General features: G+C 71.0%; 15 protein-coding genes. 3 read left to right on the forward strand and 12 right to left on the reverse strand.

Annotation, left to right across the window (positions count from 1 at the left end; translation table 11 throughout):
* Nucleotides 1–45: 45 nt before the first annotated feature.
* The 7 genes from AB0M82_RS17000 to hppD all read right to left on the reverse strand — a co-directional run bounded on the left by AB0M82_RS17000 (nucleotide 46) and on the right by hppD (nucleotide 8,079).
* Complete coding sequence (locus AB0M82_RS17000) at nucleotides 46–885, reverse strand: ferredoxin (protein ID WP_364722424.1); 840 nt, start codon at nucleotides 883–885, stop codon at nucleotides 46–48.
* Nucleotides 886–887: 2 nt separating this feature from the next.
* Nucleotides 888–1,709 (reverse strand): hypothetical protein, encoded by an 822-nt coding sequence (locus tag AB0M82_RS17005; RefSeq protein WP_364722426.1) that lies wholly within the window; start codon nucleotides 1,707–1,709, stop codon nucleotides 888–890.
* A gap of 94 nt (nucleotides 1,710–1,803) precedes the next feature.
* Complete coding sequence (locus tag AB0M82_RS17010; protein WP_364722428.1) at nucleotides 1,804–2,358, reverse strand: hypothetical protein; 555 nt, start codon at nucleotides 2,356–2,358, stop codon at nucleotides 1,804–1,806.
* The gene (locus tag AB0M82_RS17015) at nucleotides 2,355–5,852 is read right to left on the reverse strand and encodes a hypothetical protein (protein WP_364722430.1); all 3,498 of its coding nucleotides are present in this window, start codon (nucleotides 5,850–5,852) and stop codon (nucleotides 2,355–2,357) included. Before AB0M82_RS17015 ends, AB0M82_RS17010 begins: the two co-directional genes overlap by 4 nt.
* The gene (locus AB0M82_RS17020) at nucleotides 5,852–6,160 is read right to left on the reverse strand and encodes a type VII secretion target (protein WP_364722432.1); all 309 of its coding nucleotides are present in this window, start codon (nucleotides 6,158–6,160) and stop codon (nucleotides 5,852–5,854) included. Before AB0M82_RS17020 ends, AB0M82_RS17015 begins: the two co-directional genes overlap by 1 nt.
* 9 nt (nucleotides 6,161–6,169) lie before the next feature.
* Nucleotides 6,170–6,715, reverse strand: coding sequence for a YbaB/EbfC family nucleoid-associated protein (locus AB0M82_RS17025; protein WP_364722434.1), 546 nt, complete (start codon nucleotides 6,713–6,715; stop codon nucleotides 6,170–6,172).
* A gap of 164 nt (nucleotides 6,716–6,879) precedes the next feature.
* On the reverse strand, nucleotides 6,880–8,079 hold the full coding sequence (gene hppD / locus AB0M82_RS17030; RefSeq protein WP_364722436.1) for a 4-hydroxyphenylpyruvate dioxygenase: 1,200 nt from the start codon (nucleotides 8,077–8,079) through the stop codon (nucleotides 6,880–6,882).
* 122 nt (nucleotides 8,080–8,201) lie between these two features.
* On the opposite strand from hppD, the gene AB0M82_RS17035 reads away from it, so the two are divergent.
* Nucleotides 8,202–8,675 (forward strand): Lrp/AsnC family transcriptional regulator, encoded by a 474-nt coding sequence (locus tag AB0M82_RS17035; RefSeq protein WP_364722438.1) that lies wholly within the window; start codon nucleotides 8,202–8,204, stop codon nucleotides 8,673–8,675.
* A 52-nt stretch (nucleotides 8,676–8,727) separates the two neighbouring features.
* On the opposite strand, the gene AB0M82_RS17040 is transcribed toward AB0M82_RS17035, so the two are convergent.
* The 3 genes from AB0M82_RS17040 to AB0M82_RS17050 form a co-directional block, all read right to left on the reverse strand.
* On the reverse strand, nucleotides 8,728–9,540 hold the full coding sequence (locus AB0M82_RS17040) for an MBL fold metallo-hydrolase (protein WP_364722440.1): 813 nt from the start codon (nucleotides 9,538–9,540) through the stop codon (nucleotides 8,728–8,730).
* A 92-nt stretch (nucleotides 9,541–9,632) separates the two neighbouring features.
* Complete coding sequence (greA, locus tag AB0M82_RS17045; protein ID WP_160696254.1) at nucleotides 9,633–10,136, reverse strand: transcription elongation factor GreA; 504 nt, start codon at nucleotides 10,134–10,136, stop codon at nucleotides 9,633–9,635.
* Between the two features lie 195 nt (nucleotides 10,137–10,331).
* Nucleotides 10,332–10,787 (reverse strand): DUF4307 domain-containing protein, encoded by a 456-nt coding sequence (locus AB0M82_RS17050; RefSeq protein WP_364722442.1) that lies wholly within the window; start codon nucleotides 10,785–10,787, stop codon nucleotides 10,332–10,334.
* A 136-nt stretch (nucleotides 10,788–10,923) separates the two neighbouring features.
* Here AB0M82_RS17050 and mca point away from each other — a divergent pair, with 136 nt between their 5' ends.
* Nucleotides 10,924–11,835, forward strand: coding sequence for a mycothiol conjugate amidase Mca (mca, locus tag AB0M82_RS17055; protein WP_364722444.1), 912 nt, complete (start codon nucleotides 10,924–10,926; stop codon nucleotides 11,833–11,835).
* Complete coding sequence (locus AB0M82_RS17060) at nucleotides 11,832–12,158, forward strand: hypothetical protein (protein ID WP_364722446.1); 327 nt, start codon at nucleotides 11,832–11,834, stop codon at nucleotides 12,156–12,158. Before mca ends, AB0M82_RS17060 begins: the two co-directional genes overlap by 4 nt.
* 111 nt (nucleotides 12,159–12,269) lie before the next feature.
* On the opposite strand, the gene AB0M82_RS17065 is transcribed toward AB0M82_RS17060, so the two are convergent.
* Together AB0M82_RS17065 and AB0M82_RS17070 are read right to left on the reverse strand one after the other, a co-directional pair.
* Nucleotides 12,270–14,762: a polynucleotide kinase-phosphatase gene (locus AB0M82_RS17065; protein ID WP_364722448.1), complete on the reverse strand. Its 2,493-nt coding sequence runs from the start codon at nucleotides 14,760–14,762 to the stop codon at nucleotides 12,270–12,272.
* A complete protein-coding gene (locus AB0M82_RS17070; protein ID WP_364722450.1) occupies nucleotides 14,759–16,126 on the reverse strand; it encodes a 3' terminal RNA ribose 2'-O-methyltransferase Hen1 in 1,368 nt (455 codons plus the stop codon). Before AB0M82_RS17070 ends, AB0M82_RS17065 begins: the two co-directional genes overlap by 4 nt.

The following is a 16,126-nucleotide window of genomic DNA, read 5'->3' on the forward strand; positions in this document are numbered from 1 at the left end:
GGGGGTTCGGGTGGCGGCGCCCCCGACCGGGGCGAAGCCCCGATGTCACTGAGGGTTTTCGCCGGTGATGGCCGCCAGGGCCAGGTCCCTGGCGGGTTCGGGCACCTCGGACGGTGCGGTGAAGCGCCGGGCCCGGATGTGGGCGACCAGGTCCGGATCCGGCGGCACGCCGTGTTCACGCAGGTAGTACGCCACCGCGCCGGGCCAGGCCCAGGCGCCGTCGGTGCGGAAGTTCATCGGCACCGCGTCCGTACGGTCCGGCGCGAACGCGTCCGGGCCGTTGCTGCGCGAGGCCAGGATGACCGGCGCCGCGTCGAGGTACGCGAGCACCCGCTCGGCCTCCGCCGGGACGAGCGGCTGACGGCGCACGAGCGGCTTGCCCGACGCGTCGAGGCCGTCGTAGATCCGCGGGGTCCGCACCGCACCCTCGGCCGCCGGCGGGGTCAGCCCGGCACGTTCCCGCAGCCAGCCCGGGATGTGTTCGTCGGCTCGCGGGAAGAACCGCAGCTCGTCCTGAAACCCGATCGGTGGGGGCTGCCGCTGGAACGGCGGCTCGACGTCGGGCCGCACGAAGTCGACGTGGGGGGACGCCGGCCCGGGCTCGAAGACCAGGATCGCGCCGAGCCAGGTGCCGACGCCGGGCTGGTACATGCCCGACCGCAGCACGCCGAGCAGCCGCACCACCTCCGGCGGCGGCTGCAGCACGCGGGGCCGCCCGTCCGGGCCGGTCACCAGCAGGTCGGCCTCGACGTGCCGGCCCGCGGCGCGGTATTCGACCCGCAGCTGCCGCCACCCCGGCGGCAGCTGGGCGGCGAGCACCGCTCCGATCTGCCGGACGAGCTCCTGCTGCTGCTCCGGCCGCAGCGGTCCCGGTGGCTGCGTCATGGTCAGGCCCCTTCGGCGCCCTGGCGCAGCCAGTCCGGCGTGCGCCGCTCGGAGCGGGGATAGCGCCGCAGCTCCTCGGCGTACGCCTCGGCGGGCGGCTGCTGCTGGAAGCCCGGGTCCTCGGTCGTGTTGAACTGCGCCTTGACCGAATCGGGGAACTTGACCTCGTACTTCACGCTCACCCACGTGCCCCGGCCGTCGGACAGCGAGGCGGCGCGGTGGCGGCGCAGCAGGTCGAGCACCTGCTCCGGCGGCGTCCACGGGTACACCGTTTCGGTGATCGTGTGCACGATCGCGCCGGACTCTTCGTGGTCGCCGACCGCACGGTACTGCAGCTGCAGGTAGTCCCAGCCCGCCGGCAGCGCGAACGCCAGGCGGTCGTTGAGGTCGCGCAGCAGGTCGTTCGGCTCGTCGGCGGCCTTCCGGCCGCCGCTCTCGCCCTTGCTCTCCAGGTACCAGGCGGGCAGCCACTCGTCGTCGCGGTGGAAGACCTCGAAGTCCTCGTCGAAGACGTCGGTCTCGACCGGCGGGTCCCACAGCGGGTCGAGGTCGTAGTTGTAGACGACCTGGTACGCCCCCGGCGGTTCGACCGTCAGCCGCAGGGAAAGCCAGGTCCCGCGCCCGCGCGAGTACTTCTTGTTCCGCAGCTCGTGCAGCAGCGGGCTGACGTCGGGTGGCGGTTCCATGCACGCGGCGCTCCCGTCCGGCATGACGACCGCCAGCGAGATCTCCTCGACCGACGTGGTCAGCCGGACGGTCATGTCGATCCGTCGCCAGCCTTCCGGCGCGGCGTCCATCAGCCAGCCCGCGATCCAGCGGACCACCTGTCCCGGTTCCGCGTCCCGCAGGTCAGGTCCGGGTGGGGGGTACCACGGGGGCTGGGTTCGCGGCACCGCCGGGATTCCCGAAAGCGCGCTGTCAGCGAGGTTCAATGTACTGCGCCCAATCCGGAATTCGCTTTCGGCCGAGTTCCTGCATCACTTCCAGGCGTTCCCGATAACGGGCGATGTCCGGAGTTATGGTGCGGAACCAAAAGGAAACGCTGGCCCATTGTTTTTCGGCCTCTTCGCCCTCGGTGACCAGCCAGACCGGTGGGTCCGGCAGGCTGGCTTCCGCGCCGTCGACGACGTGGAAGGTGTAGGACTGGTGTTCCACCAGAACGAGCGCGCCTTCGGGGTCTTCCAACGGGTCACCGAGCGCCGGCAGGGTGGCCAGCAAGTGGTTCTTCGCCTCGCGTTGCACCGCGTCGACGCCGAGTGAACTGCCGGCCAGCCACAACCCGTGGTCGCGGCCGATCGTCCTGAGGACTTCGCGGACGGCGGCCGGGACCGCACGAGCGCCTTGTTCGGCGGCCCAAGTGTCGATCTCGTCATCGGACGCACCGCTCACCGAATTCGCGCGGAGACCGTTCGACACGGCCTCGGCGAAGATTTCACGGATCCGTTCCGTGGCTTCGTCGTTCGGCTCGGTCACCAGATCAGCTCCTCACCCTTGAGGTTGACAACCTCGACGCGGACATTCGGGAACAGTTTTTCGAACTGCATGATGACATCCTGGCACGAGTCGCAGATCTGGTAGTCCACCGGGATGTTGTCGCGTTTCGTGGAAGGCAGGTCCACGACCATCCGCAGATCGCCGTCCATGCCTTCGCGCGTGATCGGCGTGTAGCTTTCGCCGCGCGCGTGGGCTCGGTCGGCGGCCCGCCGGTTGATTTCGTCGAGCGCGCCGTCCATCCGGTCCTGTGCGCGAGCGATGTCGCCCTTGAGCCCGTTGTCGTACGTCCTGGTGCCGGCCGACTCTTCGCGCCGCATCTTCTCGAGCTGCTTCTTGACGATGTCGTCGACCTCGTCCCGGGGGAGCCCGGAACGCTCGGCGAAGTCGCGGCGGACCAGCTCCTCCATGAGCTTGGGCTCGGAGTCGTGGGTCCGTCCGAACTTGACGTCCGGGTCCGGCTGCCCGAGCTCGGGCCGGTACGTACCGGCTTCCTTGGTCTCGAACAGGCGCTCGTGCTTCGGGTAGCTCGGGCCTTCGCTCGCGGGTGCCCAATCGTGGGTCTTCCCGCTGAAGCTGTGGATGTCTTCCACGCCGCCTTCGAGGCTCCGGTACCTCGAGGTGGTCAGGGCGCGATCGTGCGGCCGCCGCAGATCGTCCGTGGTCGGGTTGACGTTCCGGCCGTCGTGGTGCCGGACCGAGTCGAGCCCTTCCTCGCGCAGATCGCGGTTGTCCCGGCGGAGATCGCGCATGTCCTGATCGCGCTCGGCCGGGTCGTACGGCCGCTGCCCGCGATCGACCGCGCTGTCGGCGTCGACGTCGTGCGCGTCGCCGTGGTGGCTGTCCGGTGCGAAGCCGTCGTCGCCGGCGCGGTGGGTCGAGCCGTCCGGGTGGTGGACGTTCCACTCGCCATCCGGCGGGATCCGCGGCCGCATGCGCCCGTCGGGGCCGATCTCGTAGTCGGAGGAGAAGACGCGGCCGTGGGAGTCGGTCCAGGCGGGCCTGGTGGGGGCGAGGACTTCGGTGTCGAGCTCGCGCGACAGCCGGTGCGCGAAGTCGTTCGAGCTCGCGTCGCAGCCGATCAGCCGGACCGGGCGGCCGTCGTAGTCGGCGTTGCGACGCAGGATGTCCGCGAACTCCTCGGGCGTGTAGAGCCGGTCGCCGATGCGGGCGTGCCCGTCCGGCGTGACGTGCACGTCGACGGTGTAGCGCCCGTCCGGGTCGGGGTGCACGCGGTGCGGCAGGTCGCCCATGTCGGGGTCGCCGGCGTGGTACGAGCTGCCCGACGGCGTGCTTTCGGAGTGCCGCGCGTTGACCTCGTCCGGGGTCAACGGGTCTTCGCCGTGGTGCGGGGCGCCGGCGTCCGGGTCGTGGTGGCCGGGGCCGTTCTCGTGCGGGCCGTGCCCGGGGGTGCCGCTGTCCGGGCCGTGCGGGCCGCCGGGGCCGCTGTGCCCCGGCCCGCCCGGCCGGGTGGCCGGGCCGTGCGTGCCGGGACCGAAGCCGCGGGCCGCCGGTGCGGGCGCGTCCGCCGGACGCGGCCGTCCTTCGGGCAGGTCACCGCCGGTGCGTGGCCGACCGTGTGGGTCGACGTGCGGGGTGTGGGCCCCGGGGCTGCCCGGGGTGCCGGTCCAGCCACCGCCGCCGGTGCGTGGGGAACCGCCGCCGGGAACGCCGCCACCGGGTGCGCCGCCGGGCGGCATGCCGCCGCCCATCGGGCCGCCACCCTGCGGCGGGATGCCGGCCGCGGCGGCGCCGTCTCCGCCGCGCGGCGACGGCACCTGGGTCCCGGGATCCCCGGTGCGCGGAGCGGCCGGCGCGGTGCCGCTGGCGGAGGTGGTGCCGTCGGCCCGCGGCGGCGCGGCGCTGCTCGGGGTGTCAGAACCCGCGTGCGAGCCGGGCCCATCGGACCGCGCGGCGGGCGAGGAGCCGGAGTGCGGGGAGCCACCCCCGTCGGCATGACTCGGCGAACCGGAATGCGTGGGCGCCGGGCTGCTGTCCGCGGCGTGCGAAGGCGTGCTGTCGGCCCCGCGGGTCGGGGACGGGCTGGAGTCTCCGGCGTGCGTGGGGGTGCTGTCGCCGGCGCGGGTGGGCGACGGGTTGCTGTCTCCGGGCGAGCGAGTCGGCGAGGGGCTGCTGTCGCCCGCCCGGGTGGGTGATGGGCTGCTGTCCGCGGCGTGCGAAGGCGTGCTGTCGGCCCCGCGGGTCGGGGACGGGCTGCTGTCTCCGGCGTGCGAGGGCGTGCGAGTCGGCGAGGGGCTGGAGTCTCCGGCGTGCGTGGATGAGTTGTCGCCGGCACGAGTAGGCGACGGGCTCGAGTCCCCGCCGCGCGAAGGCGAGCCATCTCCGGAGCGAGGCGCGCTGCCATCGTCGGCGCGGGTCGCTGAAGGGCTGCTGTCGCCCGACCGGGCCGTCGACGGGTTGCTGTCCCCGTCGCCCGCGTGGGTCGGCGAACTGTCGTCGCCGCGGGTGGACGGCGAGCTGTCCCCGTCCCGCCGGGAACCCGAGCCGGGCGAGGAATCGGCGCTCGGCGAGTCCGGGTCACCACTGGGTGAACTGTCGGGTGAACTGTCGCCGTCCGCGCCGCCGTGGGCGCGGGGGTGGGCGCCGCCGCCCTTCTTGGGGATCTTGCGGACGAAGCCGCCTTCCTTGACCTTCAGCCCGTCCAGGCCGCTGACCTTGCCCAGCACCTTGCCGAAGACCTTGGCGATCTTCTCGAAGACGTCGACCAGCTTCGACAGCAGCGGCGACACCTTGCGGATCGTGTCGGTCAGCTTCTTGAGCAGCTCCCCGATCTTCTTGCCCCACTTGGCGATCGCGGCCGACGCCTGCGCCACCACGACCGGCGTGCCGAAGCCGAGGGAGAAGACCTCCTCCATCACCCACGCGATCAGCTTGCCGACCAGATCGGCGATCAGCTGCCGCACGGTCTCCCGGACGAACGACACGACCTGGCCCATGATCATCGTGACCGTGCTGATCGCCCCGGCCACCGTCGCCGCGCCCGACAGCGCCTCGGAATGCTCGGCGGCGAACTTGCGGTAGGCGTCGGCGCCTTCACCGGTCCAGCCGGTGGTGCCGGTCTTGACCGCGTTGTCGAAGTCGGTCTTGCGCTCGCCCAGCGCCTTCGACACGTTCCCCCACGTGTCCGCATAGGACTGGATCACCGGCGGGTTGCCCGCGACGGAGTCGAGCATGTCCTTGAGCGGCTGGATGTGCTCCATCAGGAACGACGCCACCGACGACATCAGGTAGCCGAACGGATCGATCGCGGCCCCCGCGATCTCGCCGGCCAGGCTCAGCATGCCGAGCCCGCCCGAGACCCAGTCGCCGTCCTTGATGCCGTTGAACGCGTCCATCGACGACTCGGCGATCCCGATGCCGCCCGCCCAGCCGTAGTCGCCGTTGCCCGCCGTCAGCGCGCCCGGCCCGTCCGGGTCCTTCTTGGCGTCCGCGACGAGCGGGTTCCCCTCCGGCATCACGCACCGCCCGCGGACTTGTTCAGGTCGTCGGCGACGCCGGACTCGTACCGGTGGTAGGCCGCCGCGGCTTCGCGGACCTTGCCGGAAACGGCGGTCATCGCCTGCACGGCGTCCTTCAGCGCTTCGATCCCGTACTGCTCGACCGGGTCGAGCATCATCCGGAACGGCTGGCAGAGGATGCCGTACGCGTCGGTCGGCATGCTGACCTGGTTCGCCGCGTCGACGGCCTGCTGCAACCCGTCACCGATCGCGTCGAGCTGCTTCGCGTGCGCCGTGAGGTCGGTGCTGAGTTCCACGTCTGCCACAGTTCCCCCTCAGGAAAGAATCGGTCCGCCGAATTCGTCATCGTCGTCGTCGACCGGACGCCGGCGCCGCGGCGGTTGTGGCTGCTGCTGCGGAGGCGGCGGCGGGGTGCGCGGCTGCTCGTCGGCGTCGTCCGGCAGGAACCGGCGGACGCGGTCGGGTTCGGGGAACGCGGGCTCCGGCTCCGGCGGCGGCGCCGGGAAGGTGCTCTGCGCTTCGCGGACGATTTCCACCGCGGCCTGGTCGCCGGTGCCCGTGGTCTCGGTCATCGCCTGCTGCAGCAGCTCCGGGATCCGCGCCTGCGCGCGCTGCACCAGCTGCATCACCTGCGCCGACACGTCGGCCATCCGCTTGCCGGCCGCGGCTTCGGCGATGACCAGGTTCTTCAGCAGGCCACGCGAATCGACGGTCACCTGCACCGAGCCGTCCTTGGACCGCTCGGTGACCGACTGGCCCTGCATGCGATCGGCCAGCGCCTGGTACCGGGCGGCGTTCTCCTCGAGCCGCTTGGTCCAGTTGTCGATCATCGCGTCGCTGGCGTCGATGCTGTCCGGCATCCCGGCCCCTTCTCTCTGCTTCTCCCCACTGACGGATCCGGGCCGCCCGCGGTTCCCGATTCCACGCGAAAGGCCACCATAGGGGACCCGGAGGTCTCCCACGGTGGCCTTTGCGGTGTTGTCTGTCAGAGATTGCCTCGGCTGTGCCTGATGGCGCCTCGACGTTAAAGATTGCCTCGGCGCTCCTGCTCGCGCTCGATCGCCTCGAACAGAGCCTTGAAGTTGCCCTTGCCGAAGCCCAGCGAACCGTGCCGCTCGATCAGCTCGTAGAACACGGTCGGGCGGTCCCCGATCGGCTTGGTGAAGATCTGCAGCAGGTAGCCGTCCTCGTCGCGGTCGACCAGGATGCTGTGCTCCTTGAGCGTCTCGATCGGCACGCGGACGTTGCCGATCCGGGCGCGCAGCTCGGGGTCGTCGTAGTACGAGTCGGGGGTGTCGAGGAACTCCACGCCGGCGGCGCGCATCGCGGTGACCGTGGCGATGATGTCGTTGGTGGCCAGCGCGATGTGCTGGCAGCCGGCGCCGTCGTAGAACTCGAGGTACTCGTCGATCTGCGACTTCTTCTTCGCCACGGCGGGCTCGTTCAGCGGGAACTTCACCCGGTGGTTGCCGTTCGAGACGACCTTGCTCATCAGCGCCGAGTACTCGGTGGCGATGTCGTCGCCGACGAACTCCGCCATGTTCACGAAGCCCATGACGCGGCGGTACCAGTCGACCCAGTAGTCCATCTTGCCGAGCTCGACGTTGCCGACGCAGTGGTCGACGGCCTGGAACAGCCGCTTCGGCGCGCCTTCGGGCCGCTTGATCGTGCTCTCGCGCGGCTCGTAACCGGGCAGGTAGACGCCCGTGTAGCGCGACCGGTCGACCAGCGAGTGGCGGGTTTCGCCGTAGGTCGCGATCGCGGCGACGCGCACGGTGCCGTGGGAGTCGGAGACGTCGTGCGGCTCCTCGAGGATGGTGGCGCCCTGCGCGCGGGCGTGCTCGACGCACTTGTCGACGTCGGTGGTCTCGAGCGCCAGGTCGATGACGCCGTCGCCGTGCCGGCGGTGGTGGTCGAGCAGCGGGGAATCCGGCTTCACGCCGCCCGTGATGACGAACCGCGCCGAGCCGGACTTGAGCACGTAGGACTTGCGCTCGTAGTCACCGGTTTCGGGACCGGAGTACGCGACGAGCCGCATCCCGAACGCGATCTGGTAGTACCAGGCGGTCTGGGTGGCGTTGCCGGCGATGAACACCACCGCGTCCATGGCCTTGACCGGGAACGGGTCGGTCGAGGCGTCGTGGTCGACGAGCCCGACGAGTTGACGCAGCTGGTCGTAGCTGACGTCGTCGAGGGCACCCTGCGGTTCGGCAGTCTGGGTCATACCCCGAAGGATCAACCTGTGGGGCAAGATGTGCAATGGTCGAAGATTTTGCTGGTCAATATGACCGGCTACTGCCGACGGTCGGCGGTCATGATGGACAATCTGTTCAGGGAGCAAGAGCAATGTCGGAGAACCTCGACGCGCTGGACGCGCGGCTGCTGCTGTTGCTCACGGACTCGCCGCGCCTGGGGGTGCTGGAGTGCGCGCGCCGGCTCGGCGTCGCCCGCGGCACGGTCCAGGCCCGGCTCGACCGCCTGACCGAGCGCGGCATCCTCGGCGGCTTCCCGCCGGAGCTGGACCTGGCGGCCATGGGGTACGGCCTGACGGCGTTCGCGGTCCTCGAGATCACGCAGGGCCGCCGCGCGGAGGTGGCGGAGGCGCTGACGGCGATCGACGAGGTGTGCGAGGTCCACGCGACCACCGGCCAGGGCGACCTGTTCGTCCGGATGGTGGCCAGGGGCAACGACGACCTGCAGCGGGTGATCGACAAGGTGGTCGGCGTCCCGGACGTGCTGCGGACGTCGACGTCGATCGCGCTGTCGACGCCGGTGCCGCCGCGGGTCCGCCCCCTGCTGGAGCGGACCGCGCGGGGCTGAGGCCGAGCTTTCGCTATGAAAGTGCGCTTTGTTACTTTCGGTGCGAAAGTATTCAGCCTTCGTCGGCGACGTGGGCCAGGTAGCGCTTCGCCGAGCGCTGGACGACCTCGAAGCCGTCCGTGCGGACGATCGCGTCCCACCAGGCCCCGTAGATCGCCTCGAAGCGGTAGCCGGCCAGCAGCTCCGCCGCGCGGCGGACGATGTGCGGGCGCTCGGGGACGAGGTTCGGGTAGCTGTACATGAAGCCGACGTGGGTGCGGTCGGGGATCACCTGGACGATGTCGCCGGTCAGCAGCGCGCCGCGGCCCTCTTCGCCGTCCGGCCAGTGCAGCACCGTGCCGCCGTCGAAGTGCACGCCGAGGTTGATCAGCCGCAGGCCGGGCGCGACGTCGAGGGTCGTGCCGGACCACAGCTTGACCGCCGGGTCGGGCCGGCCGATCCACTGCTCGTCGGCTTCGTGCAGGTAGATCGGCACGTCGAAGGCGTGCGCCCACTCCACCATCGTCGTGTAGTAGTGCGGGTGGCTGATCGCGATGCCGGTGATCCCGCCCAGGTCGCGGACCTGCCGGATCAGCGCGTCGTCGAGGTACGCGGCGCAGTCCCAGAGGAAGTTGCCGGACTCGGCCCGCACGAGCAGCGCGCGTTCACCGATCGCGAACCCCGGCGTCGAGCCGACGCCGATGATGCCGGGCCCCTGCTCTTCGACGCGCGGCGTGTAGTCACCGCTCGCGCGCAGGGTGTCGAGGTTCGTCCACCGCTGCCCGGACTGCGGGACGTACTGGCGTTCGTCCTCGCAGACCGGGCAGTTGTCGCGGGCCACGGCGTACTGCATGCCGCAGGCCTGGCAGATCGGTTCGGTGCTCACCGTTCAGTCCTCCCAGAATGTGGATCCTGGGAGACACGCTAGCCGCAGGCGCGCGCGTCCGGCCACGAAACCGGCCGCGCGTGCCCGGCGGATTACTTGGCGTCGGTGTAGGGAACCGCCTTGACGAGCGTGACCTTCTGGAGCTTGCCGTTCGGCAGCTCGTACTCGCGCGACTCGCCCTCCTTGGCGCCGAGCAGGGCCTTGCCCAGCGGCGACTCCGGGGAGTACACGTCGAGGTCGCCTTCGGCGCCTTCCTCGCGGGTGGCGAGCAGGAACTTCTCGTCCTCGTCGTCGCCCTCGTACCGGACGGTGAGCACCTTGCCCGGGCCGGCGGTGCCGTCGTTCGCGGGTGCCTCGCCGACCTTGGCCGAGCGCAGCAGCTCCTGCAGGTGCCGGATGCGCGCCTCGGCCTGGCCCTGTTCCTCACGGGCGGCGTGGTAGCCGCCGTTCTCCTTGAGGTCGCCTTCTTCGCGGCTGTCGTTGATGCGCGCGGCGATGACCGGCCGATTCTCGATCATTTCGTCGAGCTCGTGCTTGAGCCGGTCGTAGGCATCCTGGGTGAGCCAGGTCACCTTGGTGTCGCTCACGGTCACCATCTCCTCGTCGGGCCTGCCAGGCTTGCGTGTTCAAGCCGGCCCACGCCGGCATAGGTGCCCGCGTGGCTGAGATAAAGGAAAAACACGGCCCGTCGCGGGCCGTGCTGAGGGATCAGAGTATCACGGTACGACAGTTTGACGCCCGTTGATTCCCCGCGCTTTGAGCGTTGAGCGCGTGGTTCACCCCGTTGGCCGCTATGGGGTTGACAGATAGCGTGGTATGTCGTACGAGCAGCCGTAGACGTCGGCGGTCACCGGCTCCCCGATGCTCTTGATCGTCGTGGTCATCCTGCTGTATTTCACGCCGGCGGGGACCAAGAGTTCTTTGCGGCCGCTCTCGGTGCCGGTCCTGTCGCGGACGCGGACGACGCACACGCCCGGCCGGTTGTCGTCGTCCCGGGTGACGTTGATGGTGATTTCCATCGCGTTTCCGGGTTTGGCGCTGAACGCTACGCGCTCGGCGTCGATCGGCGCGGAACCGAGGTTGACGTACGCGACCCACGCGATCACGCCGCTGACCAGCAGGGCGATGGCCAGGAAGAGCCAACGGCGCCAGCGTCGCGGCGCCTTGCCGCGCGCGGTGCCGTACCGGCCCTCCGGCAGCGTCGGCGCGCTGCCGCCGACGGCTGCTTCCGCCGGTCCGCCTGCCAACCCGGGGCCTCCTGCTCGTTCTTGTCGTACCCGTGGGGACAATGGTGACGCGGGTACGTCTTCGAGTATCCGCCCGCTGGGTGGGCGGCCCGCAGGTGGGTCGCGGAATAAGGGCAGAAGGGGAGTCGTTCGGAGCATGGTGGACGCCGACGAGTTGAGAAACATCACCAAGCCGCGCCTGCGCATGATGGCCGTGCACGCACACCCCGACGACGAATCGAGCAAAGGCGCCGCCAGCATGGCGCGCTACGCCGCCGAAGGTCACGAGGTGCTGGTCGTGACGTGCACCGGTGGCGAGGCGGGCAGCATCCTGAACCCCGCCATGGACCGGCCCGAAGTGCTGGCGAACATGGCCGAGGTCCGCCGCGAGGAGATGGCCCGCGCGGCCAAGATCCTCGGCGTGAGCCAGCGCTGGCTGGGCTTCGTCGACTCCGGGCTGCCGGAGGGCGACCCGCTGCCGCCGGTGCCCGAGGGCTCGTTCGCCGTCGTCCCGCTGGAGGAGTCCACGGAGGCGCTGGTGCGTGTCATCCGGGAGTTCCGCCCGCACGTGATCACGACCTACGACGAAAACGGCGGCTACCCGCACCCCGACCACATCCGCACCCACGAGGTGTCGATGGCGGCGTGGGACGCGGCGCCGGACCCGGACCGCTTCCCCGACGCCGGCGAGCCGTGGCAGCCGCTGAAGCTGTACTACATGCACGGCTTCTCGCGGGCCCGGATGCTGGCCTTCGACTCGGCGCTGAAGGAGGCCGGGCTCGAGTCGCCGTACACCGAGTGGCTGTCGAAGTGGGACCCGGACAAGGCCGATGTGATGGAGCGGGTGACGACCCGCGTCGAGTGCGGTGAATACTTCGAGGTGCGGGACGAGGCGCTGAAGGCGCACGCCACGCAGATCGACCCGACCAGCCGCTGGTTCGCCGTGCCACTGGAGATGCAGCGCGAGGTCTGGCCGACCGAGGAGTACGAGCTGGTCAAGTCCCTGGTGGACAGCACGTTGCCGGAGGATGACCTGTTCGCCGGCATCAAGGAGAAGGTGAACACATGAGTCTGACGCTGCCGGCCGGCGTGGCCCTTCCGGTGACCGCGTCGGCCCTGGTCCTGACGCAGCAGCCGGGCAACGGCGACAACGGCGGGCAGGGGGAGGACTTCGGCAAGTCCTCCCCGGTCGGCTTCCTGGTGCTGATCCTGTTCCTCATCGCGGTGGCCTTCCTGGTCCGCTCGATGACGAAGCACCTGAAGCGGGTCCCGGCCAGCTTCGACGACCCGCCCGCCGAGGAACCGAAGGCCGGCGAGCCGACGGCGGAAGCCGAGGCCGCGGCGGAGCCGGAGAAGAAGCCGAACGGCGCGTCCTCGGCCAAGGCGGACTGACCCGGGGCCCCAACGCCCCAATGTGGCGTTGGGTGCGTCCAGTGCACCCAATGTGGCGTTCGGTGCGTCCAGTGCACCCAACGCCACATTGGGGCGCATCACCTCGGCCCGCTAGAGCCGCGGGTCCACCGGGTCCGACTCGAGGGCGAGCACCGCGAACACGCACTCGTGCACCCGCCACAGCGGCTCACCCCGGGCGAGCCGCTCCAGCGCCTCCAGGCCCAACGCGTATTCCCGCAGCGCCAGCATCCGCTTCCGGTTCAACCCGCGCTTGCGCAGCCGCTCCAGGTTCACCGGCAGCGTGTAGTCGGGCCCGTAGATGATCCGCAGGTACTCGCGCCCGCGCACCTTGACCCCGGGCTGCACCAGCCCACGCGTGCCCAGCGTGAGGTTCGCCGCCGGCTTGACGACCATGCCTTCGCCGCCGGCGGACGTCAGGTCCTCCCACCACGAGATGCCCCGGTCGATGGACGACGAGTCCAGCAGGTCCACCTCCAGCGTGCGGGTGCGCTGGAAGCGGGGCCCGGCGAGGCCGTCCAGCCTCGACAGGTGCCACGCGTGCGGCCGGTCGTGGTACGCCGCTCCTTCGGACGCCAGCAGCTGGAACGGCGCCAGCTTGACCCCGTCGAGCCCCGACGTCGGCCAGCAGTAGCGCCGGTAAGCCGCCCGGTACGAGTCCACTGTGGACGAGCGAGAAGCCGTTCGCGCCAGCAGGTCCGAGACGTCGATGCCGCGCTCGGCCGCCGTCGTCAACGCCGAAACCGCCGCCGGCAACACGGCTTCGGCGGCCGCGCCGACCGAGGCGTACTGCGAAGAGATCAACGAATCCGCCTTGGCGCTCCACGGCAGCAGCTCGGCGTCGAGCAGCAGCCAGCCCGAGCCCAGCTCCTCGAACAGCCCGGCGGCCGCCGCGCGTACGTCGGCGAGCAGCGAAGCGTTCTGCGCGGCCGAGAAGAACGGCCGTCCGGTGCGTGTGTACACCGCGCCGCCGCCTTCGACACCGAAGCGCTTCGCGGCGACCTCGTCGTCCTGGCACACGAGCACGACGGCCCGTGAGCCCATGTGCTTCTCCTCGCAGAGCACCGACTGGACGCCGGCCGCCCGGTACTCGGCGAACGCCTCCTCCGGGTGCTCGAGGTAGTCGGAGCGAGCCGACGTCGAGCACGGCGCCATCGTCGGTGGCAGGTAGGCCAGCCACCGCGGGTCGACCGCGAACCGGCTCATCACCTCCAGCGCCGCCGCGGACTGTTCCGCCGAGACGCCGACCCGGCCGTGGTGCGCGGTCTGCACGATCCGCTTCCCGGTGACGTCGGCCAGTTCCAGCACCGCGGGTTCGCGCCCGCCCAGCGGCCGCGACGCGTCAAGCGGGCGAGAAGGCTCGTACCAGACCTGGTGCGCCTGGACCGAGACGACTTCGCGCTCGGGGTACCGCAGCGCGGTGAGCTTCCCGCCGAACACGGCCCCGGTGTCGAGGCACATGGTGTTGTTGACCCACTCCGCTTCCAGCGTCGGCGTGTGCCCGTAGAGGACCATCGCGGACCCGCGGTAGTCGCGGGCCCACGGCAGCCGCACCGGCAGGCCGTACTCGTCGGTCTCGCCGGTCGTGTCGCCGTACAGCGCCATGCTGCGGACCCGCCCGGACGCGCGCCCGTGGTACCGCTCGGGCAGCCCGGCGTGCGCGACGACGAGGTTGCCGCCGTCGAGGACGTAGTGCGCGATCAGCCCGTCGCAGAACTCGTGGGCCGCCCGCCGGAACTCCTCGCTTTCCGCGCCGAGCTGCTCGAGCGACTCGGCGAGCCCGTGCGCGACGTTGACCTTCCGGCCGTGCAGCGCGCGCACCAGCTTCTGCTCGTGGTTGCCGCACACGACGAGCGCGGCGCCGGACGAGGCCATCCCCATCACGCGCCGCAGCACGCCCGGGGTGTCCGGGCCGCGGTCGACGAGGTCGCCGACGAACACCGCGGTCCGCCCGGCCGGGTGCACGCCGTCGACGTACCCCAGCTCGGCCAGCAGCTCCTCGAGCTCGGCCGCGCAGCCGTGGACGTCGCCGATCACGTCGAAGGGCCCGGTCAGCTCGCGCTTGTCGTTGCGCAGCGGCTCGACGGCGATCTCCGCCGCGGCCACCTCGGCCTCGCCGCGCAGCACGTGCACGCGCCGGAAACCCTCGCGCTCCAACGACTTCAGCGACCGCTGCAGCTCGCCGCGCTGCCGCCGGATCACGTGGTCGCCGAAGTCGCGGTCGGCGCGCGAAGCGTTGCGCGCGGCGCAGACCGCGATCGGCAGGTCGAGCACGATCGCCGTCGGCAGCACGTCGTGCTCCTTCGCGAGCTTCACCAGGCTCGCCCGCGAAGCGCGCTGGACGTTCGTCGCGTCGATGACGGTCATCCGCCCGGCCGCGAGCCGCTTCGCCGCGACGTAGTGCAGCGCGTCGAAGGCGTCGGCCGACGCGGGCTGGTCGTTTTCGTCGTCGGCGACGAGCCCTCGGAAGAAGTCGCTGGAGAGCACCTGCGTCGGCGCGAAGTGCGTGCGCGCGAAGGTCGACTTGCCGGAGCCGGAAGCGCCGACGAGCACGACGAGCGACATGTCGGGAACGGTCAGCTTCACGCGGCCACCTCCTCGTGGGTGGTGAAGACCGCCAACTGGGTCGGCGGTCCTGATTCCTGGTCCTCCGGTCCGATCGGCAGGTACCGGACGTCGTAGCCGCGCCGGGTCGCGACGCCGTCCGCCCAGGCGCGGAACTCGGCTCGTGTCCATTCGAACCGGTGGTCGGCGTGCCGGAAATGCCCCATCGGCAGGAACTCGAACAGCCGGTTGTACTCCGCGTTGGGCGTCGTGACGAGTACCGTGCGCGGCGCCGCGACGCCGAACACCGCGTGTTCCAGTGCCGGGAGCCGGTCGGAGTCGACGTGTTCGACGACCTCCATGAGCACGGCCGCGTCGTACCCGGCCAGCGCCGGGTCGGCGTAGGTCAGCGCGGACTGCCGCAGCGTGACGCGGGTGTTGTCCTTCAGCCGCTTCTCCGCGATGTCAAGGGCGCTCGCGGAGACGTCGACGCCGACGATCTCGGTGAACGACCGGTCCTTTTCGAGGACGCGCAGCAGCGCGCCGGTCCCGCAGCCGAGGTCGAGCACGCGCCGGGCGCCCGCGGCCCGCAACGCGGCCAGTACGCTGCCGTGCCGCTGGGTGGCCAGCGGTTCCGGGCGGTCCGGCACCTCGGTGACCACCGCTTCGGCCTCCGCCGGGACGTCGTCGGCCTCGGCCAGCCGCGAAAGCGCGTACGTGACGACCGGGCGACGCCGCTCGAGGTAGCGGTTCGTGATCAGCGTCCGCTCGGGGTGCCCGGCGAGCCAGCCGTCGCCGGCGCGCAGCAGCTTGTCGGCCTCGTCCTGGCCGACCCAGTAGTGCTTGTCGCCGTCGAGAGCCGGAAGCAGCACGTAGAGGTGGCGAAGCGCGTCGGCGACGCGCTGGGGGCCGGTGAGCCGCAAGTCGACATAGTGGCTGTCGCCCCACTGCGAGAACCGCGGGTCGAGCGGGATCGGCGCGGTCGTGACGCGCCAGCCGAGCGGCTCGAACAGCTTGTGCACGACCTCGGCCCCGCCGCGCGCGGACAGCGACGGCACGTGGATCTCCAGGTCGAAGGGCTCGTCGACGAGTTCGGGACGCGCGGCGCAGCGCCCCGCGAGCGCCGTCGTGAACGCGGCCCGTAGCGCGACCGCGAGGTACGACCCACCGGCGTACGGCCGGTCGTTGACGTACTGCGTCAGCGAAGTCCCGCCTCCGCGGACGAGTTCGATCGGGTCGATCTCGACGAACAACGCGGCGGTGCACCGCTCCGGCGACGCCTCCGGGTAGAAGACGTGCGCGGTGCCTGCCGAGAGCGCGACGGACTGGGCTTTCTCCGGGTGCTTGTGCAGGAGGAAACCCAGGTCGGTGGCGGGGTTACGGGTCGTCGTGATCGTCAGCAACAC

The organism is Amycolatopsis sp. NPDC051128, from assembly GCF_040682715.1.
Taxonomy (GTDB): Bacteria; Actinomycetota; Actinomycetes; order Mycobacteriales; family Pseudonocardiaceae; genus Amycolatopsis.

What these genes read in the sequence shown, in the direction of transcription:
- AB0M82_RS17000 (WP_364722424.1), bottom strand. Translation starts at nt 885, where the DNA reads ATGACGCAGCCACCGGGACCGCTGCGGCCGGAGCAGCAGCAGGAGCTC.
- AB0M82_RS17015 (WP_364722430.1), bottom strand. Translation starts at nt 5,852, where the DNA reads ATGCCGGAGGGGAACCCGCTCGTCGCGGACGCCAAGAAGGACCCGGAC.
- AB0M82_RS17025 (WP_364722434.1), bottom strand. Translation starts at nt 6,715, where the DNA reads ATGCCGGACAGCATCGACGCCAGCGACGCGATGATCGACAACTGGACC.
- hppD (WP_364722436.1), bottom strand. Translation starts at nt 8,079, where the DNA reads ATGACCCAGACTGCCGAACCGCAGGGTGCCCTCGACGACGTCAGCTAC.
- AB0M82_RS17035 (WP_364722438.1), top strand. Translation starts at nt 8,202, where the DNA reads ATGTCGGAGAACCTCGACGCGCTGGACGCGCGGCTGCTGCTGTTGCTC.
- greA (WP_160696254.1), bottom strand. Translation starts at nt 10,136, where the DNA reads ATGGTGACCGTGAGCGACACCAAGGTGACCTGGCTCACCCAGGATGCC.
- mca (WP_364722444.1), top strand. Translation starts at nt 10,924, where the DNA reads ATGGTGGACGCCGACGAGTTGAGAAACATCACCAAGCCGCGCCTGCGC.
- AB0M82_RS17060 (WP_364722446.1), top strand. Translation starts at nt 11,832, where the DNA reads ATGAGTCTGACGCTGCCGGCCGGCGTGGCCCTTCCGGTGACCGCGTCG.